This is a genomic window from Streptomyces sp. NPDC050388, from assembly GCF_040655635.1.
Lineage (GTDB): Bacteria > Actinomycetota > Actinomycetes > Streptomycetales > Streptomycetaceae > Streptomyces.
The window spans coordinates 27,163-53,477 of sequence record NZ_JBFAKH010000019.1 but is presented as its reverse complement, the minus strand read 5'-3'; the positions used below and the strand labels follow the sequence as shown (position 1 = coordinate 53,477).

Genomic DNA, 26,315 nt, shown 5'->3' with positions numbered 1-26,315 from the left:
GGGCAGAATCACCACGGGCCTCCCAGACGCACCCTCTCCCCGTGCCCCAGCCGGTGCACCGGCACCCCGGGAGCCTGCTGGGCCGCCCGCCGTACGAATTCGTCGCCCGGCGAGTGGAACTCGTGCGGACGCACGGCGTCCATGCCGATCGGCCAGTACGTGCCGTAGTGCACCGGCACCGCGCTGCGCGCCTCGAGCCGGGCCAGCGCCTCGGCCGCGCGCGCTGCGTCCAGGTGCCCCTCACCGAGGTACGGGCCCCAGCCGCCCACCGGCAGCAGCGCCACGTCGACCGGCCCGACCTCCTTGGCCATCGTGTCGAACAGGCCGGTGTCGCCCGCGAAGTACGTGCGCGCCTCGCCCTCCACGACGTAGCCGAGCGCGGGGGAGCGGTGCGGTCCGAGCGGCAGCCGCCGCCCGTCGTGCCGGGCGGTCACGGCCCGTACGGCCAGGCCGCCGACCGTCAGCACGTCGCCGGGTGCCACCTCGCTCACCTCGAGGTGCGTGAGCCGGCGCAGCCCCGGCACCGCACGGCGTGCGCCCAGGGGCACGAGCAGGCGCGTGCCCGGGGCGAGCAGCGCCAGCGAGGGCAGATGCAGATGATCGGCGTGCAGATGGGAGACCAGCGCCACGTCCGCGTGCCGGGCGCCCGGCGGTGGCACGGCACCGCGCCGCCGCCGCAGATGCGCGAGGCGGCGGGCGAACAGGGGATCGGTGAGCACGCGGGTGTGCGAGTCCTCGATCGTGCAGGTGGCGTGCCCCCACCAGGTGATCTCCACCGGCACCTCTTCGCCTCCCTCCGCGACTCCCCGAAGCCTACGCGCAGGAGTAGGGTCGGCGACGCAGTCCGGAGGTGAGGGGGCGCCATGGGGGCGTTGCGGGTGACGGCGATCGCGAGTCTGACACCGCTGGCGGAACTGGACGCCGACCCCTTCCTCGTGGACTTTCGCAGTCAGCACGAGATGTGCGCCCACTGGGCCCGCGAACGCGGCTACGTGGTGACCCGGGAGCTGCTGGTGCGGGGACTGCGCTGCGACCACGGCCTTCTGTGGGACGGCGTACGGGCGGGCGCCGATCTGTTCGTGGCACCCAGCCGCCGGGTGCTGGAGAGCGCCCTGGCCTCCGTCGAGGAGTTCACCGCCGAGTGCGCGCGGCGCGGGGTACGGGTGGAGACCGTCGGCCGCGCCGAACCGGCGTACGACGCCGCGATGAAGGCCCGGGTGCACCGCCGCCTGTCCATGCCGACGGCCGGCTACGACGGCCGCTGAGCCGCCCCCGGCCCTTTTCCCGGGCCCCCCGGGGGACGAATCGGCACTTCCGGACGTTGTGGCAGGGTGGGTACGGGCAGGGGCCGGTTCGCAGGCCGCCCTGGCTGGCGGCGACGAGCCGGGACGTGAGGTGGACTGGGCGTGGGCGGCGTGCGGTGGCGACGGATCGCCAGTCAGATCGGGCGGAGCGTCACCGTGTGGGCGGTCGCCACCCTCACCATGCTGGTGCTCGCCGGCATCCTCCCCGACTTCCGGCTGCGCTCCGCCGACGGCGACAGCGCCACCGACATCGCGGTCACCGCCGCGCTCGGCGCCGGTGCCTTCGGTCTGCTGTCGGCGCTGGTGTGGCCGCTGCTGGTGCGGCTGCTGCTGCTCGTACCGGCACTCGTCCTCGGCCTGCTGGTGTTCTTCCTCAACGGCGCGCTGCTGCTGCTGGCGCTGCGGCTCAACCCGATCGAACGCGGGACCGCCGCGTGGGAGACCGCGGTCGTGGTCGCCGCCGTGATGTCCGCCGTCGCCTCCGCCACCGGAGCCGCCCTCGCCGTGCGCGACGACGACGCCTACCGCCGCCGCCTCTACCGGCTCGCCTACCGCCGCCGCGGCTCCGCACCGCCCGTCCCGGCCACCCACGGCACCGTCTTCCTGCAACTGGACGGCGTCGGCCACGACGTCCTGCTGCACGCGGTCGACCGGGGCCTGATGCCGACCGTCGCCCGCTGGCTCGGCGCCGACGACACCCGTCCCCCCTCCCACCGTCTCGTCTCCTGGCACACCGACTGGTCCAGCCAGACCGGCGCCAGTCAGCTAGCCATCCTGCACGGCAGCAACCACGACGTCCCCGCCTTCCGCTGGTACGAGAAGGACCGCCGGGAGGTGATGGTCTGCAACCGGCCCACCAGCGCCGTGGAGCTGCAGCGGCGGGCCGCCCGCCACGCCGGCCACGCCGGGCTGCTGGCCGCCGACGGCGCCAGCCGCGGCAACCTGTTCAGCGGCGGCGCCGGCGAACAGGCCCTGGTGCTGTCCATCACCGCACGCCGCCGCACCCGGGAGAACCGCTCCCGCTCGGGCTACTTCGCCTACTTCTCCGACCCCGCCAACGCCGTGCGCACCGCCCTGTCCTTCGGTGCCGAGGTGGTCCGCGAGATCGCCCAGTCCACCCGGGCCCGGTGGACCGAGCAGCTCCCACGCGTGTCCCGCGGCGGGCTCTACCCGTTCGTGCGGGCCTTCGCGACCGTCGTCCAGCGGGACGTGGTCGTCGCCGCCGTCATGGGCGACCTGCTGGCCGGCCGCACCTCCGTCTACGCCGACCTGGTCGCCTACGACGAGGTGGCCCACCACTCCGGCCCCGCGAGCCGGGACACCGAGAAGGTCCTGGAACGCCTCGACCGCTCCCTCGCCCTGATCGAGCACGTCGCCGGGCACGCCCCCCGTCCGTACCGGATCGTCGTCCTCTCCGACCACGGCCAGAGCCCCGGCGAGACCTTCCGCGCCCGCTACGGCCTCACCCTCGGCGACCTGGTCCGGGCCGGCTGCGGACTGCCCGTACCGCGCCGCGCGCGGCGCACCCACAGCGGCGCCGAGGCCCGCGCGGCGGTCCGGGCGGCACTGCACCGGCCGGTCGAGGAGGGCGTCGAGCAGTACCGTCCCCCGCGCGGCTCCGAGCCCGTCGTGCTGGCCTCCGGCAACCTCGGCCTGGTCTCCTTCCCGGACGTGCCGCACCGGATGAGCAAGGAGGAGATCGACGCCCGCCATCCGGCACTGCTGCCGACCCTCGCCAACCACCCCGGCATCGGCTTCCTGCTGGTGCGCAGCGAACGGCACGGCGGTGTCGTCCTCGGCCCGCACGGCGCGGAGGTCCCCCTCGACGCACTCGACGACGATCCCGGGCCCCTGGCCGCGTTCGGGCCGGGCGCCGCCGACGTCGTACGCCGCACCCACTCCTTCCCGCACACCGCCGACATCATGGTCAACTCCTTCCACGACCCCGCCACCGGGGAGGTCCACGCCTTCGAGGAGCAGATCGGCTCCCACGGAGGCCTCGGCGGCGCCCAGTCCCACCCCTTCCTGCTGTCCCCGGTCGCGCTGTCCCCGCCGGTCGCCGACGGAACCGAACTCGTCGGTGCCGAACAGGTCCACCGGGTACTGCGCCGCTGGTTGGCCGAGTCCGGTGACTTCGCCCATCCGACCCGTCCCGGCCAGGAGCGCGCGGCCTGAACCGAGGAGGGCCGGTCTTCCGGGTGAGGGGCCGGTCCTGCGGGTGAGTCGAGCCGTAGTGTGATCGGATGGGGTCGGGAATCCCGGTGACCCGGGCGGCCCCGGACAGAGCACGGACCGGACACACGGCCGGACATCTTCGAAAGGATGCGTCATGGCAGCCACGCGCTCCGCACACACCGTTTGGGAAGGCAACCTCTTCAAGGGCAGCGGGGTCGTCACCTTCGACTCCTCCGGCAGCATCGGTGAGCAGCCGGTCACCTGGGCGTCGCGGGCGGAGGAGGCGAACGGCAGGACCAGCCCCGAGGAGCTGATCGCCGCCGCGCACTCCAGCTGCTACTCGATGGCCTTCTCCAACATCCTCGACAAGGCCGGCAACCCGCCGACCCGCCTGGTGACCTCCGCCGACGTCACCTTCGTGCCCGGCGAGGGCATCACCGGGATCCACCTCACCGTGGAGGCCACCGTCCCCGGCCTGGACGAGGCGGCCTTCCAGTCCGCGGCCGAGGACGCCAAGGTCAACTGCCCGGTCAGCCAGGCGCTGAAGGGTACCGAGATCACGCTGACGGCGAAGCTCTCCTGACTCGTCGGCCCCCGCAGCACACCGCAGCACACCCGCAGGCCGCCCCGTCGGGGCGGCCTGCGGGTGTGGCCGCCTGAACGAGCGGTTGACAAACAGCCCACGTAAACTATTGACAACAGCCCGCTCAAGTTTTGTGCTGGAAGCCTTGAGGTCCGAAGAGGTGTGCCCTGGCGGAAGGGGACAGCGATGGGACGTGCGGTCGGAATCGACCTGGGAACCACGAACTCGGTGGTGGCCGTGCTGGAGGGCGGTGAGCCGACCGTCGTCGCCAACGCGGAGGGCGCACGGACCACCCCCTCGGTGGTGGCCTTCGCCAAGAACGGCGAGGTGCTCGTCGGCGAGGTCGCCAAACGGCAGGCAGTGACGAACGTCGACCGCACCGCCCGCTCGGTCAAGCGGCACATGGGCGACAGCCAGTGGCACTTCCCCGAGCAGGGCACCGTGGACGGCACCCGCTACCGGGCGCAGGAACTGTCCGCCCGGGTGCTGCAGAAGCTGAAGCGGGACGCGGAGGCCTACCTGGGCGAGGACATCACGGACGCCGTGATCACCGTCCCGGCGTACTTCGACGACGCCCAGCGGCAGGCCACCAAGGAGGCCGGGGAGGTCGCCGGGCTGAAGGTCCTGCGGATCATCAACGAGCCCACGGCGGCGGCCCTCGCGTACGGCCTGGACAAGGAGAACGAGCAGACCGTCCTCGTCTTCGACCTGGGCGGCGGCACCTTCGACGTGTCGCTCCTGGAGATGGGCGACGGAGTCATCGAGGTGAAGGCCACCAACGGTGACACCCATCTCGGCGGCGACGACTGGGACCAGCGCCTCCTCGAGCATCTCGCCCAGCGCTTCAAGAACCAGTACGGCATCGACCTGGCGCAGGACAAGATGGCCGTGCAACGGCTGCGGGAGGCCGCCGAGAAGGCCAAGATCGAGCTGTCCTCCTCCTCCGAGACCACCGTCAACCTGCCCTACATCACGGCCTCCGCCGACGGCCCGCTGCACCTGGACGAGAAACTCACCCGGGCCCAGTTCCAGGAACTCACCGCCGACCTGCTGGAGCGCTGCAAGACGCCCTTCCACCAGGCGGTCAAGGACGCCGGCGTCAAGCTCTCCGCGGTCGACCACGTCATCCTCGTCGGCGGCTCCACCCGGATGCCCGCCGTGACCGACCTGGTCCGCGAACTCACCGGAAAGGACCCGCACAAGGGCGTCAACCCGGACGAGGTCGTCGCCGTGGGAGCGTCCCTCCAAGCGGGCGTCATCCGCGGCGACGTGAAGGACGTGCTGCTGCTCGACGTCACCCCGCTGTCCCTCGGCATCGAGACCAAGGGCGGCATCATGACCAAACTGATCGAACGCAACACCACCATCCCGACCCGGCGTTCGGAGACCTTCACCACGGCCACCGACAACCAGCCCTCGGTCGGTATCCAGGTCTACCAGGGCGAACGCGAGATCGCGGCGTACAACAAGAAGCTCGGCGTCTTCGACCTGACCGGTCTGCCCCCGGCGCCGCGCGGCGTCCCGCAGATCGAGGTGGCCTTCGACATCGACGCCAACGGCATCATGCACGTCTCCGCCAAGGACCTCGCCACCGGCCGGGAACAGAAGATGACCGTCACCGGCGGCTCGGCGCTGCCCAAGGACGACATCGACCGCATGATGCGCGAGGCCGAGCAGTACGCCGACGAGGACCGCAAGCGCCGCGAAGCCGCCGAAACCCGCAACCAGGCCGAGCAACTCGTCTACCAGACCGAGAATTTCATCCGGGACAACGGTGACCGCATCCCCGCGGAAACCAAGTCCGAGGTCGAGGCCGCCGTCGCGGAGCTCAAGCCCCTGCTGGAGCAGTCCGCCGACACGGCCGCCCTGCGTGCCGGCGTCGAGAAACTCGCCGCGGTCAGCCAGAAGATGGGGCAGGCGATGTACGCCCAGGCCGACCGGACGTCCCCCGGCGACGCCGGGCAGCACACCGCACCGCAGGAGGAGGAGGGCGTCGTCGACGCGGAGATCGTCGACGACGAGAAGGGCGGAGGTGACGGGGACCGCGGGAAGGAGGGGCGCGGTGCTCAGTAGCCGTCCCGGAACTCCCGCAGCAGCTTCTGGGTGTGCTGGGTGGTGGCGGCCCGCGCCACCATGTGGTCCAGGACCTCCAGGTGCGCCGAGACCTCCTTGCGGGAGTCCAGATACAGGGCGCCGGTCAGATACTCGGTGAACACCATGTCCGGCAGCTCCGGCTCGGCGAAACGGAACAGCGAGAACGGCGCGTACGTCCCCGGGTGCGGGCCGTCGGCGAACTCGGCGACCTGGATGGTGATCCGGTCCCGCTCGGACCACTCCAGCAGCCTGTCGAACTGGTCGCGCATCACCCGGCCGTCCACGCTCACCGGCCTGCGCAGCACCGTCTCCTCGATGATCACCCACAGGTGGGGCGGATCCGGCCGTTCGAGGAGCCGCTGCCGCTCCAGACGCAGCGACACATGCCGCTCGACCGCCTCCGGCTCCTGGTTCCCGATCGTCCCGGCCTCCAGGACGGCACGTGCGTAGTCCTCCGTCTGCAGCAGCCCCGGCACGAAGTGCGGCTCGTAGGAGCGGATGATGCGAGCGGCGCCCTCGAGGCTCACGTACAGGCTGAACCAGTCGGGCAGCACGTCGTGGAACCGCTGCCACCAGCCCGGACGGTTCGCGTCCTCCGCGAGCCCGATGAACGCGGCCGCCTCGCTCTGCCGCACCCCGTAGGCCGTCAGCAGGATCTGGACGTACGGGATCTTCAGCGCGACCTCGGCCGTCTCCATCCGCCGTACGGTCGCGGGGGCCACCCGCAGCACCCGGGCGGCCTCCTCACGGGTGAGGCCCGCCGTCTCCCGCAGTTCCTGCAGCCGCCTGCCGAGCACCACCTGGCCCACGGTGGGTGCGGCCCGCCGTTCACTCACGCCACGTCTCCCCAACGCCCCCGGACACCGGTTCAGTCTGCCATGCCGCACCGACCCTCTCACGGGTCGCGGGCCGGCGCCCCTGCTCCGGGCGATCCCGGTCCTCGGCCGGGAAGGCGCCGTACGGGGGAGCCGCACCGCCTTGACCAGGGCCTCGCGACTCCTCCTGTGGCACGCTGGGACGGAGCCCCGCCACCGCAGGAACCGGCCCGCAGGGGACCGAAGAGGAGCGTGCCCATGTCCGACGAACCGCTGTCGCCGAAGGAGATCGAGGAGCGGCTGGCCGACCTGCCGGGCTGGGCGCTCGACGGCGGCCGCCTCACCCGTTCCTACCGGCTCGGCTCCCACTTCGCGGCGACGGCGATGGTCGTCCACGTCGCCCAGGTGCAGGAGGAGCTGAACCACCACTCCGACCTCACCCTCGGCTACAACACCGTGTCCCTGGCCGTCCAGACGCACAGCGCGGGCGGCGCCGTCACCGAGAAGGACCTCGAACTGGCGCGCAGAGTACAGGACTTGGCGCCCTCTCACGGTGCACACTGAGGTGTGTGCTCGACTACGACGAGGAAGCGGAACGGTACGACGCCTCACGCGGCGGTGAGCCCCGGGCCGCCGCGGCCGCGGCGGCGGTACTGGCCCTGATACCGGCCGGCGCGCGGGATCTGCTGGACATGGCCTGCGGCACCGGCATCGTGACCCGGCGCTTCCCCGCCGCCCGGGACGGCCTGCGCGTGACCGGTGTCGACCTCGCGTCGGCGATGGCCCGGAGGGCGGCGGCCCGACTGCCCGGGGCCGTGGTCCGCGCCGACGGCCGCCGACTGCCGTTCGGCGACGCCCGGTTCGACGCCGTCGTCAGCGTGTGGCTGCTGCACCTGGTGTCCGGCCCGGAGGACGTGCGGGCCCTCATCGGCGAGTGCGCCAGGGTCCTGCGGCCCGGCGGGGTGTACGTCACCACCGTCGACAAGGGCGCCTCGCACCGTGTGGGCAGTGACATCGACGCCGTCCTCGCCGCCCGCCCGCGCAGCCCGGTGCACGACGCCGCCGCAGACGTGACGGCCCGCGCCGCCGAACACGGCCTGGTCCCGGCCGGACAGGCCGTGTTCCGGGGCCACGGTCAGGGCCGCAGCCCCCGCCGCACCATCGCCGACCTGCGCCGCGGCTGGTTCGTCACCCTGCCCCCGGGCGACCCCCGCGCCGACGGCTTCGCCGCCGCCCTCGCCGCCCTCCCCGACCAGGACCGCCCCCGCCCGGACCCGGTCTTCCGACTACGGGCGTTCCGGAAGCCGCCGGTGCCCGGGGACGGGTGAACTCCCCTGCGGAGTACGGCAACCCGAGTGGGGCCGGTGGCGACTGAGGGGCGAAACCCATTCGTCCTCTCTGGAGGTCCGTCTCGTGCAGCATCCCCACAGGCAACGCGGACGCCGGTTCGCCCTCCCCGCGGTCCTCACCGCCGCGGCCCTCGCCGGGGCCGGGCTCACCGGACTCGGCACCGACACCGCCGAGGCCGCCACCGCACGGCAGGTCGAGAGGCTCGACCGGGGCGTGGTCAGCGTGTACAACGGCAGCGGCAACCTGGTCAGTCGGCGCTGGCTCGGCACCGACCCGGACAACGTCTCCTTCAACGTCTACCGGGCCGGTACGAAGGTCAACTCCGGCCCGGTCACCGGCTCCACCACGTTCTTCCACTCCGGCGCCCCCTCCCACGCCGACCACACCGTCCGCGCCGTCGTGAACGGCGTCGAGCAGGGCGACTCCGTGCACGCCGTCCAGTTCCGCGGCGCCAACATGCCGACCCCGCCCCGGCCGGCGGTCTACACACCCTGAGGACCGAGAGCTCGGACCACGGGGCACGTGCCCCGTGTGGGTTCTCCCGCCGGATCACGTCACCGTGCAGGCCCGCCCGTCCAGTTCGAAGGCGGTCGGTTCCGTGTTCGTCGCCGAACGGCTCGCCGTGAAGCCGAAACCGACCGACGAGCCCGCCGCGACGGTGCCGTTCCAGTCGGTGTTGCGCACCGTCACCGCCGAACCGGACTGTGTGTGGGCCCCGTTCCAGAGCTGGGACACCCGCTGACCGTCCGGGAACGCCCAGGTCAGCGACCAGCCGTTCCAGGCTGTCGAACCGGTGTTGGTCACCTGGGCCTGGGCCTGGAAACCGTCGGGCCACTGGTTGATGATCTCGTAGGACACGGCGCAGGCGCCCGTCGGCCCCGGATCCGGGCCGGGACCGGTGCCTCCGCCGCCGTCGTCCCCGCCCCCGGTGGCCGAGGTGTCGCCGTAGACGATGCCGCGGCCGTTGGTCGCCACGTACACCCTGCCGTACACCCGCGGGTCGCCGGTGATCGCCGCACCCGTCCAACCCCACTGGTGGGCATCGTCGTTGATGCGGGTCCAGCTCTCACCCCGGTCCGTGGAGCGGAAGATGCCGCGCACCCCGTCGATCTTCGCGCTGGTGAAGAGCGTCTGGTACGAGGCGCCCGGCGCCGCCTTGCCGAAGCCGATGGTGTCGGCCTCGTCGACGCCCCGCAGTGCGGTGAAGCTCTTCCCGCCGTCGGTGGAGTGCCACAGCCCGTACGCACCGTCGCTCGCCCCGCCGGCCAGCCAGATGTCGCCCTCGGCGCCCGGCAGCGCCTTGAACCGCACGCTGTCACCGCCGGGCAAACCGGTCGCCGCCGATGCCCTGAACGTCGCGCCGCCGTCCCTACTGACGTAGAACTTCCCGGACTTGAAGCCGTAGAAGGTCTTCGGATCCACCCGGTCGGACTCCACGACCGCCCCGTCCGGGATGCCGGACGACGCCGACCAGGACGTGCCGAAACCGCTCGTGTGGTACACGCCGGCGCCCCGGGGGCTCCACACGAACCGGCTGCCGTCGGCCGCCGCCGCGACCGTCCCGCCGCCGCTGACGCCGGAAGGGTCCGTCCCCGCGAACCAGTGGGCGCCGTTGTCGGTGGAGAACGCGATGTGCGGGCCGGAGTCCAGGTCGCCGACCCGGACCACGGTGTTCGGGTTCGACTCGGCGAAGTCCAGGCTCGTCGTCGAGGTGAAGGTGGGCTGGGTGAACATCATCGACGGGACCTTGGCCAGGTCCGTGTGCCGGAAGCCGCCGATGTCGCCGAGCGCGCTGAGCAGCGGCGCGCCCGACGGGGGAGAGGCGAGGTCGTTGACGGCCGTCTCCTCCAGGCCGCGCACCATCGGCGTGACGGTGAACTTCGAGCCGCCGTCCCAGTCCGTGAGGTTCTCGGTGCCGTAGATCGTCGCACCCGTGCCGTACATCATGCGGTCCGAGTCGAAGGGGTCGATCTCCAGCGCTTCGGTCATCCAGCCGAGCTTCGGGGTCTGTTCGGGCGGGGAGGGGTGGGCGCCCCAGGTGAGCCACGGCACGGACGAGACGTCCATCGTGTACCGGTTCTCGCGGTTCGGGTACGAGGTGTGGTCCCAGGCCCGGGTCCAGGTCGCGCCGCTGTCGGTGGAGCGGAAGATCTGGGTGTCCGGCCACCAGGAGCTGTAGGCGGTGGCCATCACCGTGCCCGGGTCCTGCCGGTCCACCGTCAGTCCGCTGAAGCCGTAGTACGTGTCGGCCTCGGCCACGGGGCTGACGTCGGTCCAGGTGCCGGTCGCGGTGGCGTACCGCCACAGCCGTCCCTCGCCCCCGTCGTACGGGCCGCCCGAGTCGCTGTAGGAGAGGTACAGGTGGCCGTTCCCGGTGTCGAGCACGCCCTTGTGGGCGAGGTACCCCGTCGGCTGCCCGGCCAGCCGTTCCCAGGTCGCGCCCGCGTCGGTGGACCGGTACACGGCGTTCTCCTTGTCGGCGACCCCGACGTAGACCGTCCTCGTCGCACGGCCGGACGTCCCCGTGGACTCGTCGAAGGTGACCCAGACGATCCCCTGGTTGTCACTGGCGTACCCGGAGGTGTCGCTCGGATCCTGCGCGTAGTTCCCGACGTTGGGGAAGTTCGCCACCCGCGACCAGCTCGCCCCCGAGTCGGTCGACCGCCACAGCCCCTTCCCGCTGGGCGCGCCCAGATAGAGCACGCTGTTGCGGTTCGGGTCGACGGCCAGGCGTTCCCCCATGCCCCGGCCCGGCATGTTCCCGCCCAGCTTGAACGGCAGGTCGGCCTTGCGCCAGCTCGCGCCCCGGTCGGTGGAGCGCAGCACCGCGCCGTTCTTCGGGTCCCAGTCGTTGGTGTACGTGCCGACCGCCGCGTACACCCGGTCGGGGTCGGCGGAGTCGGAGGCGATGCTGACCACGCCCGTGTGGCCCCAGTCGTCCCAGCCGACCGAGTCCAGCAGCGGGGTCCAGGTCTTCGGCGCCTTCTGCCACCGGTAGGCGCCGCCGATGTCGGTGCGGGCGTAGGCCAGGTTCCGCTCGCTGCGGTTGAAGACGATGCCGGGGACGAAGCCGCCGCTGTCGATGCGGGCGTTCTTCCAGGTGTAGGTGTCGGCGGCGAGGGCGGTGGCCGGCTCCGGGGCGCCGGCGGCCAGGGCGGGCGGGCCGCCCGTGAGCAGGCCGGCCGCCAGCGTGAGCACGGCCGTCAGGACGCGGGTTCTTCGCACGGTGAGGTCCTTCCTCGAAGTGGGGGGAGAGGGAGCGTGCGAGGGCCGGGCGGGTCCCCCGTGCGCGAGGGGACCCGCCCGGCCGCCGTGGCCCCGGCGTCAGGTGCCGGGGCCGGCACACGGAGCGCCGGCGGGGGCTATTCGAGCAGCTCCGCGTACGAGCCCAGAGCCAGGGCGATGTCGGCCTGGGCCCAGAACCGGTGGTACGTGAAGGTGGGCGCGGCGCCGCCCGCCAGATAGGACTCGATCTTCGACCAGGCCGGGTCGTCCCGGTAGAAGGAGCGGATCGAGTCGAACGTCGACGAGGCGTTGATCGCGTCGCCGTTGGGCATGGTGCCGGTCCAGCCGCTGGGGACGTGGACCGGGTCGTCGAAGCGGTTGTAGTCGGTGCGGGTTTCCGGGACGGCGACGCCGAGGGCGTCCCGGTGGTGGGTCCACATGCCGTCGAGGAGCTTCTTCGCGGTGGCCGCGGCCTCGGTGTCACCGGAGCGGTCGGCGTAGTACGTCAGGGCCCTGGCGTACGCGCCCGCCACACCGACGTCGTTGGTGTAGTCGACGACGGTGACGTGCAGACCGTTGTTGGCACCGGGGCTCGTGGCGTTCCACGTGTCGGGCCTGCCCGACCAGCGGAGCGTCGACGGGATCCGGAAGGTGCCGTCCGGGTTGACCGTGGTCTCGGACAGCGTCCAGTCGACCCACTTGTCGAGGACCGACTTGGCGAGCGCGTTGCCGGTCTGCTGGTACAGCTCGGCGACCCGCTCCATCGACCAGGCCTGGAAGCCGAACCACTGGTTGGACGGCGGGTCGTGGTAGACCGGCTTCTCGTCGTAGTACATGCCGTAGAAGGTCGGCGTGCCGGCCGGCGGGGTGGCGTACCGGCCCGCCCAGCTGTTGGTCGCGCCGCCCGCGATGCCGCCCTCGGAGGACTGCAGCCAGCGGTAGAACTCCAGCTGCCGCTGCATCGACTTGGCCCAGTCGTCCGCGCCGGTCGCCGACTTCGGCCTCAGCGGCGCGTAGGTGCTCAGCGCGTACGCGGCGAACGGGTTCTGGTAGCCGCCGTGCGCGTGGCTGGAGCCGATGCGCCAGGCCCAGCCCGCCGAGGAGTCGGTGGCACCGCCCCACGCGTAGTACCAGGACAGCAGGTAGTGCGAGGAGTCCTTGCCGGTGCCGGCCGGGCAGGACGACGGCCCCACGCAGTTGCCGATCTTCTTGAAGTACTTGTCGAACATGGCGTAGCGCAGGTAGTCACCCATCTTCGCGGCCTTGGCGACGGTCGCGGAGACCTGGGAGCCCTTGCCCTGCTCCTTGGCCCACTTGTCCGCCCAGTACGCGGCCTGCACGGCGCGCGCGTCGGCGTCCGGGGCGTTGGTGAACTTCCACTGCTTGGCGTACGAGGCGTCCTTGGTGAACAGGTCCAGGTAGCCGTTCTTCCCGCCGTACTTGAAGGCGTCGCAGGTGGGCTGCGGGACGGTCTCCCACACCGACTCCTGCGGGCCGCGCTGGAAGGTGTTGATGTAGGACGGGCCGGTCGCCGTCGGGCCGGCCTCGCACTTGCCCGGCTCGTTGCCGTAGCCGTAGACGTTGTCGACGTCCTGCAGCCAGTGCATGCCGTAGACCTCGTCCGTGCCGTAGGCGGACCTCAGCTCGGCCGCGATCGGGTCGGGACCGACCGGAGCACCCGTGTCGAGCGCGGACGGGTACTCGTTCGGGGTGTCGTACTCGGGCGCGTAGGTCGCCGGCTTCGAGGCGTTGTAGAAGGAGTTGGTCGGCTGGTCGGCGCGGGTGGGGATCATGTACCGCTCCATGATGTCCCAGGCCCCGTTGAACTTCGACCAGTCACCGGTCACCTTGCCGTACGTGGCCTGCAGCCACAGCAGGTAGCTGTACGCCTCCGAGGTGGTCTCGTGACCGTGGTCCGGCGCCTCGACGATCAGCGTCTCGACCGAGTGGTACGGGATGCCCTCGGGAGAGAAGTAGCCGTTCGCCGGGTCGGTGATCTTGCCGTACAGCTCCAGGAACCGCGCCTCGTACGTCTTGGTCGCGCCCAGCTGCGTCACCGTGACCGCGGCCTTGGCGTGCCCCGGTGCGGCGGACTCGAAGACCGCCGAGCCGGTGCCGGAGCCGTTGGCGGCGACGGTCACCTTCTGCGCGGTGTTCCAGTTCGACGGTGTGAAGGTGAGCGAGGCGCCCCCGGTGACCGACAGCCCCGAGTTACCGCTCGCACGGGTCGTCGTGACGGTCACGTTCCCGCTCGGCTGCTTCGACAGCTTCACCTCGTACGTGCCCGACTCACCTTGTTTGACGCCCAGTTGGGAGGGGGTGGCCACCACGGCGGGGCCCGAGGCGACCGTGATGCCGACCGGGGTCGAGCTCGCGGAGGCCCCCATGCTGTCGTAGGCCTTCGCCACCAGTGAATGACTGCCCACGGTCAAGCCGGCGACCGAGAGGGTGAACGGTGCGCTGCTGTCCGTGCCCAGCAGCACGGTGTCGTCGTAGAACTCCACCTTGGTGATCGTGGCGCCGTCGGCCGCCGCCGCGGTCGCCGCGAGCGGGACGGTCTCCCCCTGGGTGTGGACGGAGCCGGCCTCGGGGCTGGTCAGCACGGCGATCGGCGGCTGGTGGGCACCGGTGCAGGCGGTGCCGTTGATCGCGAAGGACGTGGGTGCGGCGTTGGTGCCGCTGTAGGAGAACTGGGCGCCGGTCGTGACGGCGCCGCCGGCGGCGATCCGGGCGTTGTACCCGGCGTCCTTCACGGTCACGGTCCTCCCGGACTGCGACCAACTGCCGTTCCAGCCGTTCGCGAGCTTCTGGTTGCCCGCGTAGTCGTACGTCAGCGTCCAGCCGTCGATGGGGTCCGTGCCGCGGTTGGTGAGCGTCAGATCCGCGGTGAAGCCGGAGCCCCAGTCGTTCGTCCGGTAGTCCACGCTGCACTGGACAGCCGCAGCCTGAGCGGGAGTTGATCCTGATGACAGCAGCGTCAGCGGAAGCGCGAGAGCGGCCGCCGCGGCGGTCCACAGTCGCCGCGCACCGCGGCGTCTTCTGGGTGGGGGGCGCATGGTGCTGGTTCCTCCTGCGACTCGGAGATGTCAAGGCTTGAACCAGTGGGAGCGCTCCCATAGTGGGGACGGGGCCCGGAGCGGTCAAGGCTTGTGGAGAGTCGAAAAGATTCGACGGCCCGAGTGGGGCGAAAGTCAGCAACCCCTCTGTTCTTTGCCGTCACTTGGCGCTAGCTTCATGGACACCAGTGGGAGCGGTTCCATCAGTCGACGCGTCCGTCACGGCGCGTCCGAACTGCAAGGAGTCGCTCATGCGGCACCCCCCGCGTTCAGTACTTTTAGCCCCGCCCCAGCCTTGCGCGGTGGAGCAGTCCGCCACCGCCTCCCCGAGGGACGCCGGCACCGGATCCGCGGTGTCCCGGCTCGACGGCGCCACCCGTACCCCCGACGCGGGGACAGCGCACTCCCGTGGGACCCCTCATGGCCGGTCCGGCCCCGAACGTCCCGGACCGCGGACCGGACCCCGTCCTGATCCTGAGCCCGAGGTACCCCCACGCCGTACGGCACCGGGCCGCGCGAGCCACGCGCGCCCCGACGGACAGCCCCCTACGGACAGCCCCCTACGGATAGGAAACCCGCACTCATGAGTCGTACCAGAACCGCGCTCCTCGCTGCCACGGCACTGGTCGCCGGTGCCGCCGGGACGGCCTACGCCGCCGTTCCCGGCGGCGCAGGCGCCGCCGCCGTCCCCTGCACCGTCGACTACCAGGTGCAGAACCAGTGGGACACCGGCTTCACCGCGTCCGTGACGGTCACCAACCACGGCGCCGCCAAGTCGTCGTGGGCGGTGAAGTGGTCGTACGCCGGCAACCAGAAGATCACCAGCGGCTGGAACGCCAAGCTCACCCAGTCCGGCGCCGCCGTCACCGCCGCCAACGAGTCCTACAACGGCACGCTGGCCACCGGGGGTTCGGCGAGCTTCGGCTTCCAGGGCACCTACAGCGGCACCAACGCGATCCCGGCCGCCTTCACCCTCGACGGCGTGACCTGCAACGTCGACTCCGGCGGGCCCACCGACCCGCCGGGCCCGACCGACCCGCCGCCCCAGGGCGCCCGGGTCGACAACCCCTACGCCGGCGCCAAGGTGTACGTGAACCCCGAGTGGTCCGCGAAGGCCGCCGCCGAGCCGGGCGGCAGCCGCATCGCGAACCAGCCCACCGGTGTCTGGATGGACCGCACCGCCGCCATCAACGGGGCCAACGGCAAGATGGGTCTGCGTGCCCACCTCGACGAGGCCCTGCGGCAGAAGGGCTCGGGCGAACTCGTCTTCCAGGTGGTCATCTACAACCTGCCCGGCCGCGACTGCGCCGCGCTCGCCTCCAACGGCGAACTCGGCGCCACGGAGATCGACAAGTACAAGACGCAGTACATCGACCCGATCGCCAAGATCCTCGCCGACCCGAAGTACGCCTCGCTGCGGATCGTCACCACGGTCGAGATCGACTCGCTGCCCAACCTGGTCACCAACGTCTCCCCGCGGGCCACCGCCACGCCCAACTGCGACGTGATGAAGGCCAACGGCAACTACGTCAAGGGCGTGGGCTACGCCCTGAACAAGCTCGGTGACGTGCCCAACGTCTACAACTACGTGGACGCCGGCCACCACGGCTGGCTGGGCTGGGACGACAACTTCGGGGCCTCCGCGGAGGTGTTCAAGCAGGCCGCCACCGCCGAGGGCGCGACCGTGGCCGACGTCCACGGCTTCATCGCCAACACCGCCAACTACAGCGCGCTGAAGGAGAACAACTTCTCGGTCGACCAGACCGTGGCCGGCAAGTCGGTGCGCGAGTCCAAGTGGGTCAGCTGGAACCGTTACGTCGACGAACTGTCGTACGCCAAGGCCCTGCGCGAGAAGCTGGTCTCGCTCGGCTTCGACTCGAAGATCGGCATGCTGATCGACACCTCCCGCAACGGCTGGGGCGGCACCGCCCGGCCCACCGGGCCCGGCGCCACGACCAGCGTGGACACCTACGTCGACGGCGGCCGCTACGACCGCCGATTCAACACGGGCAACTGGTGCAACCAGAAGGGTGCGGGCCTCGGGGAGCGGCCGAAGGCCGCACCGGAGCCCGGGATCGACGCCTACGTGTGGATGAAGCCCCCGGGCGAGTCCGATGGCGCGAGCAAGGTCATCGACAACGACGAGGGCAAGGGTTTCGACCGGATGTGCGACCCGACGTACACGGGCAACCCGAGGAACGACAACAACATGTCGGGCGCCCTGCCGGACGCCCCGGTCTCCGGGCACTGGTTCTCCGCCCAGTTCCAGGAGCTGATGAGGAACGCGTACCCGCCGCTGTCCTGACCGGCTGACCCCTGGTCCGCCGGGGCCGAGGGACCGGGCCGCGCGCCCGGCCCCGGTCCCGGCGGACCGACCCGTTTCGGGAAACCGTTTTGCGGAAGCGGCAACATCACTGGCCTCCGCCCGGTGCGTCGGCGCACTCTGTCCGCATCCGAGCGGAGAGGCTGACCACCATGGCGCACCACCATCACCACAAGCACGACCACACGGGCACGGGCACGCACACCGACATCGACTGGGCCGAGATGGCGTCCCTGCTCGAATCGGAGGCCGAACTGTTCACGCCCCTGTACGAACGGGCCCTCGGCTGGCTCGCGAAGGAGGTGACGGAACCGGGACTGATCGTGGACGCGGGCAGCGGGCCGGGTGTCATCTCATGTCTGTTCGCCGAGGTCTTCGAGGGCGCCCGCATCGTGGCCGTCGACGGCTCCGCCCCGCTGCTGGAGCGGGCGGCGGAGCGCGCCGCCCGGTACGGCGTCGGCGACCGCTTCGACACCCTCGCCGGTGAGCTTCCCGGCGTGCTCGACGAACTGGACTACCCCGCCGACCTGTTGTGGGCCAGCCGCAGCGTCCACCACCTGGGCGACCAGCGCGCCGCACTCGCCGCCTACGCCGCCCGGCTCGCGCCCGGCGGCACGCTGGCCGTGATGGAGGGCGGCCTGCCCACCCGGTACCTGCCGCGCGACATCGGCATCGGACGGCCGGGGCTCCAGGCCCGCCTCGACGCCGTGCAGGCCGACTGGTTCACCCACATGCGCACCGAACTGACCGGCGCCGTCGCGCACACCGAGGACTGGCCGGCGCTGCTGACCGCGGCCGGTCTGCACCACGCCCGCTCCCGCACCTTCCTCCTCGACCTTCCCGCCCCGGTCACGGACCGTGCCCGCGCCTACGTCGTCGCCACTCTGGGCTACGTCCGTGAGAGGCTCGCCGACGGTGTGGACGCCGAGGACCGCGCCACCCTCGACCGTCTCCTCGACCCGGACGACGCGGCGAGCCTGCACCACCGCCCCGATCTCTTCGTCCTCTCCGCCCACACCGTGCACACGGCGGTCCGGCCGGTGTAGTGCCCCGGCAGGCAACGTTCGCCCCGTCGCGACGCCCGGCACGCGCCCCCGAGCTCTCGGCTTCTCCCCCGAGTTCTCGGCTTCGCTCGAACAGGGGGGACCCCCATGAGCAGGTGGCACCCCCATGACGCCGCTCCTTGACGGGCAAACGCTGCCTGCCGAGGCACTGGACACCGGTCGGACCTGCCACACGCGCGGCGGCCTCCCGGGCCGTGCAGCAGTACCGGGGGCCGCCGCGTTCCGTGCCTCGGAGGCCGGCGGGTCAGTTCAGCGTCGCCGGGTCCGGGCCCAGCCTGCGGCCCTCGTCGAGGGCACTGATCGCCGCGAGGTCCTCGGTGTCCAGACTGAACCCGAAGACGTCGATGTTCTCCTTGATGCGGGACGGCGTCACCGACTTGGGGATGACGACGTTGCCGAGCTGGATGTGCCAGCGCAGCACGACCTGGGCGGGAGTACGGCCGTGCTTCTGCGCGATGGCCACGATCGCCGGGACCTCCAGCAGGCCCTTGCCCTGGCCCAGCGGCGACCAGGCCTCGGTGGCGATGCCCTGCTGCGCGTGGTACTCGCGGGCGGCGCGCTGCTGAAGATGCGGGTGCAGCTCGATCTGGTCGACCGCCGGCACGACCGACGTCTCGGCGATCAGGTGCTCCAGGTGCTCGCGCTGGAAGTTCGACACGCCGATGGCACGGACCCGGCCCTCGGCGTAGAGCTTCTCGAACGCCCGGTACGTGTCGACGTAGCGGCCCCGGGCCGGCGTCGGCCAGTGGATGAGGTACAGGTCCACATGGTCCAGCCCGAGCCTCGACAGGGACGCGTCGAAGGCGCGCAGGGTGGAGTCGTACCCGTGGTCGGTGTTCCAGAGCTTGGTGGTGACGAAGAGGTCCTCGCGGGGGAGCCCCGAGGCCGCGATCGCCCTGCCCGTGCCCTCCTCGTTGCCGTACGCCGCCGCGGTGTCGATGCTGCGGTAGCCCGCCTCCAGTGCCGCCGCGACGGCCGTCTCGGCCTCCGCGTCCGGCACCTGCCAGACGCCGAAGCCCAGTTGGGGCATCTCGACGCCGTTGTTCAGGGTGATCGGGGGGACCTTGCTCACGAGCTCTCGATCCTTCGGGTTGTGATCGGATGACACGCCCATCGTCAACGATCACGGCTCCCGATGCATTCCGGACGGCACGATTCACGTGCGGTACGGCGCCGCCACCTCCGTCTCCTCCGCCACCTCCTTCTCGTACGCCTTCTCGATCGCCCTGCGCTTCAACCGGTCTCCGCCCGCCAGGATCGCCGCCGCCAGCGCGTGCGCCGCGCCCTGCGCCGAGGGACGCCGCCGACCGTGCGCCACCACGAAGTCCACCCGGCCCGGTTCCGGCAGCCCCGCCCGGTCCGGCATCCGCACCAGTCCCGGCGGGATCAGTCCGCGCGAGTGCACCATTACGCCGAGCCCGGCGCGGGCCGCCGCGAGCAGGCCGTTGAGGCTGCCGCTGGTGCACACGATCCGCCACTCACGGCCCTGCCGCTCCAGCGCCCGCAGCGCGAGCTCCCGGGTGATGCCCGGCGGTGGATAGACGATCAGCGGCACCGGGCGGTTCGGTTCGAGGCGCAGCCTCTGCGCGCCGATCCACACCAGCTCGTCGCGCCACACCAGCTCGCCCCGGGGATCCTTCGGCCGGCGCTTGGCCAGCACCAGGTCCAGCTCGCCCGCGGCCAGCTTCTCGTGCAGCGTGCCCGACAGCTCGACCGTGAGCTCCAGGTCGACCTCCGGGTGCTCGTATCGGAACCGCTCCAGGATCTCCGGCAGCCTGGTCAGGACGAAGTCCTCCGACGCGCCGAACCGCAGCCGGCCGCGCAGCCGGGTGCCGGCGAAGAACTGCGCCGCCTGCTCGTGCACGTCCAGGATCCGCCGTGCGAAGCCGAGCATCGCCTCACCGTCCTCGGTGAGCTCCACGGAGTGGGTGTCCCGGGTGAACAGCTGCCGCCCGGTGGCGTCCTCCAGGCGCCGCACGTGCTGGCTGACCGTCGACTGCCGCAGCCCGAGGCGCCGAGCGGCCCGGGTGAAGGACAGCGTGTGCGCCACGGACAGGAACGTCCGCAGCTGCGTGGGGTCGTACATCTCGGTCTCGGCCACCCCGGCAGGTTATCGCGGAACGCGATGACAGTGAGAGCGGTATACGGGATTCCCGATCACGGCGGGAGGGAGCAGGATGGAGAGGAGCTTGCCGTGCCCGCGCGGCGGAGCCCCGAAGGATTCCCGAGCGACGCGAAGAACCGCCGCGTCGCCGCACCGCCGAGCGACCCGGAGAGTCCCGGGGTGCCCCGAGTGAACGGAGCAAGTGAAGCACCGTGAAACGCCCGCACCGGCCGAGCCGGATGCCGATCGACCCGTACATCCTGCTCCTGCTGGGGACGGTGGGCCTGGCCGCACTGCTCCCGGCGCGCGGCACCGGTGCCGATCTCGCCTCCGGTGCCTCCACCGCCGCCATCGCCCTCCTCTTCTTCCTCTACGGCGCCCGGCTCTCCACCCGCGAGGCACTGGACGGACTGAGGCACTGGCGGCTCCACGGCACCGTCCTGGCCTGCACCTTCGTCGTCTTCCCGCTGCTCGGTCTGGCCGCCCGCGGGTTCGTCCCGGTCCTGCTGACCGACCCCCTGTACCAGGGCCTGCTCTTCCTCACGCTCGTCCCGTCCACCATCCAGTCGTCCATCGCCTTCACCTCCATCGCCCGCGGCAACGTGCCCGCCGCGATCTGCGCCGGCTCCTTCTCCTCACTCGTCGGCATCGTGGCGACCCCCTTGCTCGCGGCGGCGCTGCTGGGCGGGGGCACCGGCGGGTTCTCCGCCGACTCGGTGACGAAGATCGTGCTGCAGCTGCTGGTGCCGTTCGTCGCCGGGCAGGTGCTGCGCCGCTGGATCGGGGGGTTCGTCACCCGCCACCGCAAGGCGCTCGGACTGGTCGACCGGGGCTCGATCCTGCTCGTCGTCTACACCGCGTTCAGCCAGGGGATGGTGCGGGGTGTCTGGAACCAGGTGAGCCCGGCCCGGCTGGGCGGCCTGCTCGCCGTCGAGGCCGTACTGCTCGCCGTGATGCTGCTGCTGACCTGGTACGGCGCCAAGGCGCTGAAGTTCGGCCGGGCGGACCGGATCGCGATCCAGTTCGCGGGTTCGAAGAAGTCCCTGGCCGCCGGACTGCCCATGGCGAGCGTGTTGTTCGGCGCGCAGGCCTCGCTGGCCGTGCTGCCGCTGATGCTGTTCCACCAAATGCAGCTGATGGTCTGCGCGGTGATCGCCAAACGCCGCTCGCACGACGCCGACCCCCTCGACGCGGGGACCGCCGAGGACGTGGACGTCACCGTCCGGACCCCAGCCGGATCGTCACGAACCGTGGCCGGTACAGGGACACGTTCCGGCTGAGCGGCACCGCGGCGCCGGACGGCTCGAGCAGGTTGACGTCGTAGCTGAGCACCAGTCGTCCGTCGTCGCCCAGTTCCGGGTGGGTCTGCGGGTTGTAGGCGGCGGTCCCGCCCTCAGGCAGTGCGGGAGCGAACTCCTTCGCCGGTCCGTGCCAGGGGCCGACGGGGGAGCAGGACCAGTACGACGCCACCGTGCTCAGTCCCTTGGCGCCCGCGGCCATCGTGAACAGGATGTACGTCCCGCCGTCCCGCACCACGGAGAAGGCGCTGCCCACGCCGGTGCGGTGTCCGTCGCCGAGCACCGGACGGGGGCGGGCTCGGGTCTGCCACGCCGAGCCGTTCCAGTACTCCCAGGCAGCCGGGTCGGCGAGCCCGCCCTCCACGACCCGCGCCACGTACGCGTGGGAGGCCCCGCGGGAGACGGCCCGGCCGTCGTCGCCGCCGAAGACGTACGTCCAGCCGTCCTCCTCGACCAGGGTGGTGCCGAACAGGACCCGGCGGGACGGGTCGGGGACGTTCCGCTGGTCGAGCACCTCCACCACCGACTCCAGGCGCAGATCGGGCAGGGAGAGCGTGGCGACCTCGGTGGCGGTGGGCACGCCGTAGATCCACGGGGGCTGCCCGGCCGTGCGCACCCACAGCACGACCCGGACGACCCGCTCCGCGGAGCCGGGGGAGCGGGACTCGACCCGGGCGGCGACCGGCCAGCGCCACCGGTCCGGCGCGGGGTCGGGGAAGAGCGGGGCGGGGAGGGTGGCCTCGAGCCGGCCGTCGCGCATCAGGACGGCGGAGTTGCGCACCAGCGGCGTGGCGGGGTCCCGCCAGGCGTGGGACTCGCCGACCGGGTTGGGCGGGCCGTGCACGCGGCCCAGGTAGGTGTCGGAGAACAGCCACAGCAGCCGGCCGTCGGGCAGCCGCACCGAGTGGGTGCCGTCGCCGCCCGTCCAGTCGTCGGTGCGTGCGGCGTCGTCGCCGTAGCGGGCGAACTCGGCGGTGAGGGTGTCCTCCGCGGCCCAGGAGGCGACGGTGTGCGGCGCGCAGGCGCCGTCGTCCCGTCCCCGGTCACCGTCCTCCGGCAGGACGGAGACCAGCACGGCGCCGAGGAGCAGCGCCGACGCCGCCGCGAGCAGCAGGCGTGCCCCGGCCGCCGTCCTCCTCCGTACGCGTACCCCTGCGCGTTCCGCTTCTCGTACTTCTTCCCGTATGCGTGCTCGTGCTGTGTCGTCGGGCACGCTCCGGGACGTTAGTGGCCGCCGTGGCCCGGGTCCATGGTGCGGTGGTCATGCATCGAGGCGGGGCCCCCACGGCGCAGGGGGCGCTCCCCGCCGGGAGGGACCCCGCCGCCGTGCCGCGGGGAACCGGTCAGCCCTGGGCGACCGCGGTCCGCAGGACGATACGGTCCTCACCCGCGTACACGTTCATGGAACTGCCCCGCAGGAACCCCACGAGGGTCAGCCCCGTCTCCGCCGCCAGGTCCACGGCCAGCGAGGACGGCGCCGAGACGGCCGCCAGCACCGGGACGCCCGCCATGACCGCCTTCTGCGCCAGCTCGAAGGAGGCACGGCCGGAGACCATCAGGACGGTCCGGGACAGCGGCAGGTTCCCGTTCTGCAGCGCGCGGCCGACCAGCTTGTCGACCGCGTTGTGCCGGCCCACGTCCTCCCGCACGTCCAGCAGCTCGCCGTCCTCGTCGAACAGGGCCGCCGCGTGCAGGCCGCCCGTCCGGTCGAAGACCCGCTGGGAGGCGCGCAGCCGGTCGGGCAGAGCGGCCAGCAGCTCCGGGGTGAGGCGCAGGGGCGGGCTGTCGGCGATCGGGTGGCGGGTCGTGGTGCGCACCGCGTCCAGACTCGCCTTGCCGCACAGGCCGCAGGACGAGGTCGTGTACACGTTGCGCTCGAGCGTGATGTCCGGGATCGCCACGCCCGGCGCGGTCTGCACATCCACCACGTTGTACGTGTTCGACCCGTCCACCGTGGCCCCCGCGCAGTACACGACGTTCCGCAGGTCGGAGCCGGCCGCCAGGACGCCCTCGCTGACCAGGAAGCCGACGGCCAGCGCGAAGTCGTCACCCGGGGTGCGCATCGTGATCGCCAGCGGCTTCCCGTTCAGCCGGATCTCCAGGGGCTCCTCGGTGACGAGCGTGTCCGGGCGGGTGGACACCACCCCGTCGCGGATGCGGACCACCTTGCGTCGTTCTGTGACTCGTCCCATGTCCCCAGTCCCCAGTCTCCTGGTCGTTCCTGGTGTCAGTCCCGGTTCTGCACGTGCTGGTAGCCGAAGCGTCCCTTGATGCACAGGTTGCCGTGGGTCACCGGATTGTCGTGCGGTGAGCTGACCTTCACGATCTCATTGTCCTGCACGTGCAGCGTGAGGTTGCAGCCCACTCCGCAGTACGCGCACACCGTCGTCGTCCGCGTCTGCGCCGACTCGTTCCAGGTGCCCGCCGCCCGCATGTCGAACTCCGACTTGAACGACAGGGCGCCCGTCGGGCACACCTCGATGCAGTTCCCGCAGTACACGCACGCCGATTCGGTCAGCGGACCGTCGTGTTCGACCGCGATCCGCGCGTCGAAACCGCGGCCCGCGACCGAGATCGCGAAGGAGTTCTGCCACTGGTCGCCGCAGGCGTCCACGCACTTGTAGCAGAGGATGCACTTGCCGTAGTCGCGCACGTACAGGTCGTTGTCGACCCTCGGCTCCTCGTCGACCCGGGCCGCGTCCGGGCCGAAGCGGTCCGGTTTCGCCTCGTACTCCTTGATCCACTCGGCGGCCCGCGGGGTGGTCGACAGGTCGACGGAGGACGCGAGCAGTTCGAGGACCACCTTCCGGCTGTGCCGGGCCCGCTCGGTGCCGGTGCGCACCTCCATGCCCGGCTCGGCCTTGCGCGAGCAGGCGGGGACCAGTGTGCGCGAGCCCTCGACCTCCACCACGCACACACGGCACGCGTTCTTCGGCGTCAGCGTGTCGCCCTCGCACAGCGTCGGGACGTCCTTCCCGGCCGCCCGGCAGGCGTCCAGGATCGTCGACCCCTCGGGCGCCCTGACCGGCTCGCCGTCCAGGGTGAACTCCAGCAGGCGGCGGGGAATCCCCAGCGGTGTCACGGTCATTCGTATGCCCCCAGACGGTCGATGGCGGATTCCACGGCGTTCCACGCGGTCTGGCCCAGACCGCAGATCGAGGCGTCCCGCATCGCGCTGCCCACCTCGCGCAGCAGGGCGATGTCACCGGCGGCGTCGGAGCCGGTGCGTTCCACGATCCGGGTGAGCGCCTCCTCCTGGCGCACGGTCCCGACCCGGCACGGCACGCACTGCCCGCAGGACTCGTCGCGGAAGAACTGTGCGATGCGCAGCAGCAGCCGGGGCAGCGGCACGGTGTCGTCGAAGGCCATCACGACCCCCGAGCCGAGCGTCGTGCCCGCCTGGCGGGTGCCCTCGAAGGTGAGGGGGATGTCCAGCTCGTCGGCGCGCACGAAGCCGCCGGCCGCCCCGCCGAGCAGCACCGCCCGCAGCCCGTCGCGCACCTCGGCCAGCTCCAGCAGCTCGCCCAGCGTCGCGCCGAACGGCAGTTCGTAGATCCCGGGCCGGCCGACGCTGCCGGACACGCAGAACAGCTTGGGGCCGGTGGACCGCTCGGTGCCGATCGCCGCGTACGCCGGGGCGCCCATCGTCAGAATGGGCAGGACGTTGACGAGCGTCTCGACGTTGTTCTCCACCGTCGGCTTGCCGAACAGGCCCTTCTCCACCGGGAAGGGGGGCTTGGAGCGGGGCTCGCCCCGGTGGCCCTCGATGGAGTTGAACAGCGCGGTCTCCTCACCGCAGATGTACGCGCCCGCGCCGCGCCGGATCTCGATGTCGAAGGCGTACCCCTGGCCGAGGACGTCGTCGCCCAGCAGGCCGCGCGCCCGCGCCTGGTCGACGGCGTGCCGCATGCGGTGGAGCGCTCGCGGGTACTCACCGCGCAGATAGAGGTACCCCTTGTGCGCGCCGGTCGCGTAGGCGGCGATGGTCATCGCCTCCACCAGCGCGTACGGATCGCCCTCCATGATCACCCGGTCCTTGAAGGTCCCGGGCTCGGACTCGTCGGCGTTGCACACGAGATAGTGCGGCCGGTCCGGCTGGGACGCCGTGGCCTGCCACTTGCGGCCGGTGGGGAAGGCGGCGCCGCCCCGTCCGACCAGGCCCGAGTCGGTGACCTCCCGGATCACCCCGGCCGGCCCCAGCGCGAAGGCCCGGCGCAGGGCCGCGTAGCCGCCGTGGGCACGGTAGTCGTCCAGCGACGCCGGGTCGACCGCGCCGACCCGGCGCAGCAGCGTCAGCGAGGGGTCCCCGGCCTGGGGCACCGCCATCGCCGCCGCCGGCTCCTCGGGGGCGGCGTCGGGCGCGCTCGCCGCGAGCACCGCCGAGTCCACCGTCGCCGGCGCCGACACCGCCGTACGCACCGGCTCCCCGGCCCTGATCGCCAGGGCCGCCGGGGCGCGTTCGCACAGGCCCAGACAGGGGCTGCGCTCGACGCTCACCCCGCTGCCGGGCCCGAGCCGCGACTCGATCCCGGCGCACAGCGCCCCGGCCCCGGCCGCCGCGCACGCCAGGTCCGTGCACACGTGCAGCACGGTCGCCGGGCGCGGCTTGACGGAGAACATCGCGTAGAACGTGGCCACCCCGTACGCCTCCGACGGCGGCACCGTCAGCCGCCGGCACAGGTAGTCCAGGGCGCCCTCGCTGATCCAGCCCACCCGGTCGTTGACCGCGTGCAGCCCCGGCAGCAGCTGGTCGCGGCGGTCCCGGGCCTCCCGCCCGCCGCGGGCCCACCTCAGATCGCCGGCCCGCGTCCCGTCGCGGTCGGCACCCTCCCACGAGGACTCGGGAGGACCGAGCAGCGCGTCGACCGCCGCCCGCTCCTCGTCCGTCGGTTCGCCGTCACCGAAGCGCAGGTCCACTTACGTC

General features: G+C 72.0%; 19 protein-coding genes and 1 pseudogene. 10 read left to right on the top strand and 10 right to left on the bottom strand.

The annotated features are described in order from the left end of the window. Positions 1-8 precede the first annotated feature (8 nt). Positions 9-782: an MBL fold metallo-hydrolase gene (locus tag AB0I73_RS13585; RefSeq protein ID WP_363036853.1), complete on the bottom strand. Its 774-nt coding sequence runs from the start codon at positions 780-782 to the stop codon at positions 9-11. An 81-nt stretch (positions 783-863) separates the two neighbouring features. Here AB0I73_RS13585 and AB0I73_RS13580 point away from each other — a divergent pair, with 81 nt between their 5' ends. From AB0I73_RS13580 to dnaK, 4 genes are all read left to right on the top strand, one after another. Continuing rightward, positions 864-1,265: a hypothetical protein gene (locus AB0I73_RS13580; RefSeq protein WP_363036851.1), complete on the top strand. Its 402-nt coding sequence runs from the start codon at positions 864-866 to the stop codon at positions 1,263-1,265. A gap of 195 nt (positions 1,266-1,460) precedes the next feature. After that, positions 1,461-3,479: a phage holin family protein gene (locus AB0I73_RS13575; RefSeq protein WP_363036957.1), complete on the top strand. Its 2,019-nt coding sequence runs from the start codon at positions 1,461-1,463 to the stop codon at positions 3,477-3,479. A gap of 154 nt (positions 3,480-3,633) precedes the next feature. After that, a complete protein-coding gene (locus AB0I73_RS13570) occupies positions 3,634-4,062 on the top strand; it encodes an OsmC family protein (protein ID WP_109376322.1) in 429 nt (142 codons plus the stop codon). Positions 4,063-4,248: 186 nt separating this feature from the next. Continuing rightward, a complete protein-coding gene (gene dnaK / locus AB0I73_RS13565; protein WP_363036849.1) occupies positions 4,249-6,135 on the top strand; it encodes a molecular chaperone DnaK in 1,887 nt (628 codons plus the stop codon). Here the strand turns inward: dnaK and AB0I73_RS13560 are convergent. After that, complete coding sequence (locus AB0I73_RS13560) at positions 6,129-6,992, bottom strand: helix-turn-helix transcriptional regulator (protein ID WP_363036847.1); 864 nt, start codon at positions 6,990-6,992, stop codon at positions 6,129-6,131. The two genes, dnaK and AB0I73_RS13560, sit on opposite strands and share 7 nt — an antisense overlap. Before the next feature lie 237 nt (positions 6,993-7,229). Here AB0I73_RS13560 and AB0I73_RS13555 point away from each other — a divergent pair, with 237 nt between their 5' ends. From AB0I73_RS13555 to AB0I73_RS13545, 3 genes and pseudogenes are all read left to right on the top strand, one after another. After that, the gene (locus AB0I73_RS13555) at positions 7,230-7,535 is read left to right on the top strand and encodes a 4a-hydroxytetrahydrobiopterin dehydratase (RefSeq protein WP_363036845.1); all 306 of its coding nucleotides are present in this window, start codon (positions 7,230-7,232) and stop codon (positions 7,533-7,535) included. A 5-nt stretch (positions 7,536-7,540) separates the two neighbouring features. After that, on the top strand, positions 7,541-8,299 hold the full coding sequence (locus tag AB0I73_RS13550; protein WP_363036843.1) for a class I SAM-dependent methyltransferase: 759 nt from the start codon (positions 7,541-7,543) through the stop codon (positions 8,297-8,299). Positions 8,300-8,384: 85 nt separating this feature from the next. Then, positions 8,385-8,768: pseudogene (locus tag AB0I73_RS13545) on the top strand (rhamnogalacturonan lyase); the annotation flags it as partial. A gap of 102 nt (positions 8,769-8,870) precedes the next feature. Here the strand turns inward: AB0I73_RS13545 and AB0I73_RS13540 are convergent. Together AB0I73_RS13540 and AB0I73_RS13535 are read right to left on the bottom strand one after the other, a co-directional pair. After that, positions 8,871-11,546, bottom strand: a complete 2,676-nt coding sequence (locus AB0I73_RS13540) for a cellulose binding domain-containing protein (RefSeq protein WP_363036841.1) — start codon at positions 11,544-11,546, stop codon at positions 8,871-8,873. A gap of 137 nt (positions 11,547-11,683) precedes the next feature. Continuing rightward, a complete protein-coding gene (locus AB0I73_RS13535) occupies positions 11,684-14,602 on the bottom strand; it encodes a glycoside hydrolase family 48 protein (protein WP_363036839.1) in 2,919 nt (972 codons plus the stop codon). Between the two features lie 583 nt (positions 14,603-15,185). On the opposite strand from AB0I73_RS13535, the gene AB0I73_RS13530 reads away from it, so the two are divergent. Together AB0I73_RS13530 and AB0I73_RS13525 are read left to right on the top strand one after the other, a co-directional pair. After that, positions 15,186-16,907, top strand: a complete 1,722-nt coding sequence (locus tag AB0I73_RS13530; protein ID WP_363036837.1) for a glycoside hydrolase family 6 protein — start codon at positions 15,186-15,188, stop codon at positions 16,905-16,907. A 170-nt stretch (positions 16,908-17,077) separates the two neighbouring features. Beyond that, on the top strand, positions 17,078-17,971 hold the full coding sequence (locus tag AB0I73_RS13525; RefSeq protein WP_363036835.1) for a class I SAM-dependent methyltransferase: 894 nt from the start codon (positions 17,078-17,080) through the stop codon (positions 17,969-17,971). A gap of 262 nt (positions 17,972-18,233) precedes the next feature. On the opposite strand, the gene AB0I73_RS13520 is transcribed toward AB0I73_RS13525, so the two are convergent. Beyond that, entirely contained in the window at positions 18,234-19,061 is an 828-nt protein-coding gene (locus tag AB0I73_RS13520; protein ID WP_363036833.1) for an aldo/keto reductase, read from the bottom strand. A gap of 84 nt (positions 19,062-19,145) precedes the next feature. Next, a complete protein-coding gene (locus tag AB0I73_RS13515) occupies positions 19,146-20,075 on the bottom strand; it encodes a LysR substrate-binding domain-containing protein (protein ID WP_363036955.1) in 930 nt (309 codons plus the stop codon). 257 nt (positions 20,076-20,332) lie between these two features. Here AB0I73_RS13515 and AB0I73_RS13510 point away from each other — a divergent pair, with 257 nt between their 5' ends. Further along, positions 20,333-21,373 (top strand): bile acid:sodium symporter family protein, encoded by a 1,041-nt coding sequence (locus AB0I73_RS13510; protein WP_363036953.1) that lies wholly within the window; start codon positions 20,333-20,335, stop codon positions 21,371-21,373. On the opposite strand, the gene AB0I73_RS13505 is transcribed toward AB0I73_RS13510, so the two are convergent. The 4 genes from AB0I73_RS13505 to AB0I73_RS13490 form a co-directional block, all read right to left on the bottom strand. Beyond that, complete coding sequence (locus AB0I73_RS13505; RefSeq protein WP_363036951.1) at positions 21,309-22,505, bottom strand: DUF4185 domain-containing protein; 1,197 nt, start codon at positions 22,503-22,505, stop codon at positions 21,309-21,311. The genes AB0I73_RS13510 and AB0I73_RS13505 overlap by 65 nt on opposite strands. Positions 22,506-22,734: 229 nt before the next feature. After that, positions 22,735-23,583, bottom strand: coding sequence for a formate dehydrogenase accessory sulfurtransferase FdhD (fdhD, locus tag AB0I73_RS13500; protein WP_363036831.1), 849 nt, complete (start codon positions 23,581-23,583; stop codon positions 22,735-22,737). Between the two features lie 35 nt (positions 23,584-23,618). After that, positions 23,619-24,479 carry a 2Fe-2S iron-sulfur cluster-binding protein gene (locus AB0I73_RS13495; protein ID WP_363036829.1) on the bottom strand — a complete coding sequence of 287 codons (861 nt, stop codon included), beginning with the start codon at positions 24,477-24,479 and terminating at the stop codon, positions 23,619-23,621. Beyond that, positions 24,476-26,308, bottom strand: a complete 1,833-nt coding sequence (locus tag AB0I73_RS13490) for an NAD(P)H-dependent oxidoreductase subunit E (protein ID WP_363036827.1) — start codon at positions 26,306-26,308, stop codon at positions 24,476-24,478. The genes AB0I73_RS13495 and AB0I73_RS13490 overlap by 4 nt, the downstream gene beginning before the upstream one ends. Positions 26,309-26,315: the final 7 nt, after the last annotated feature.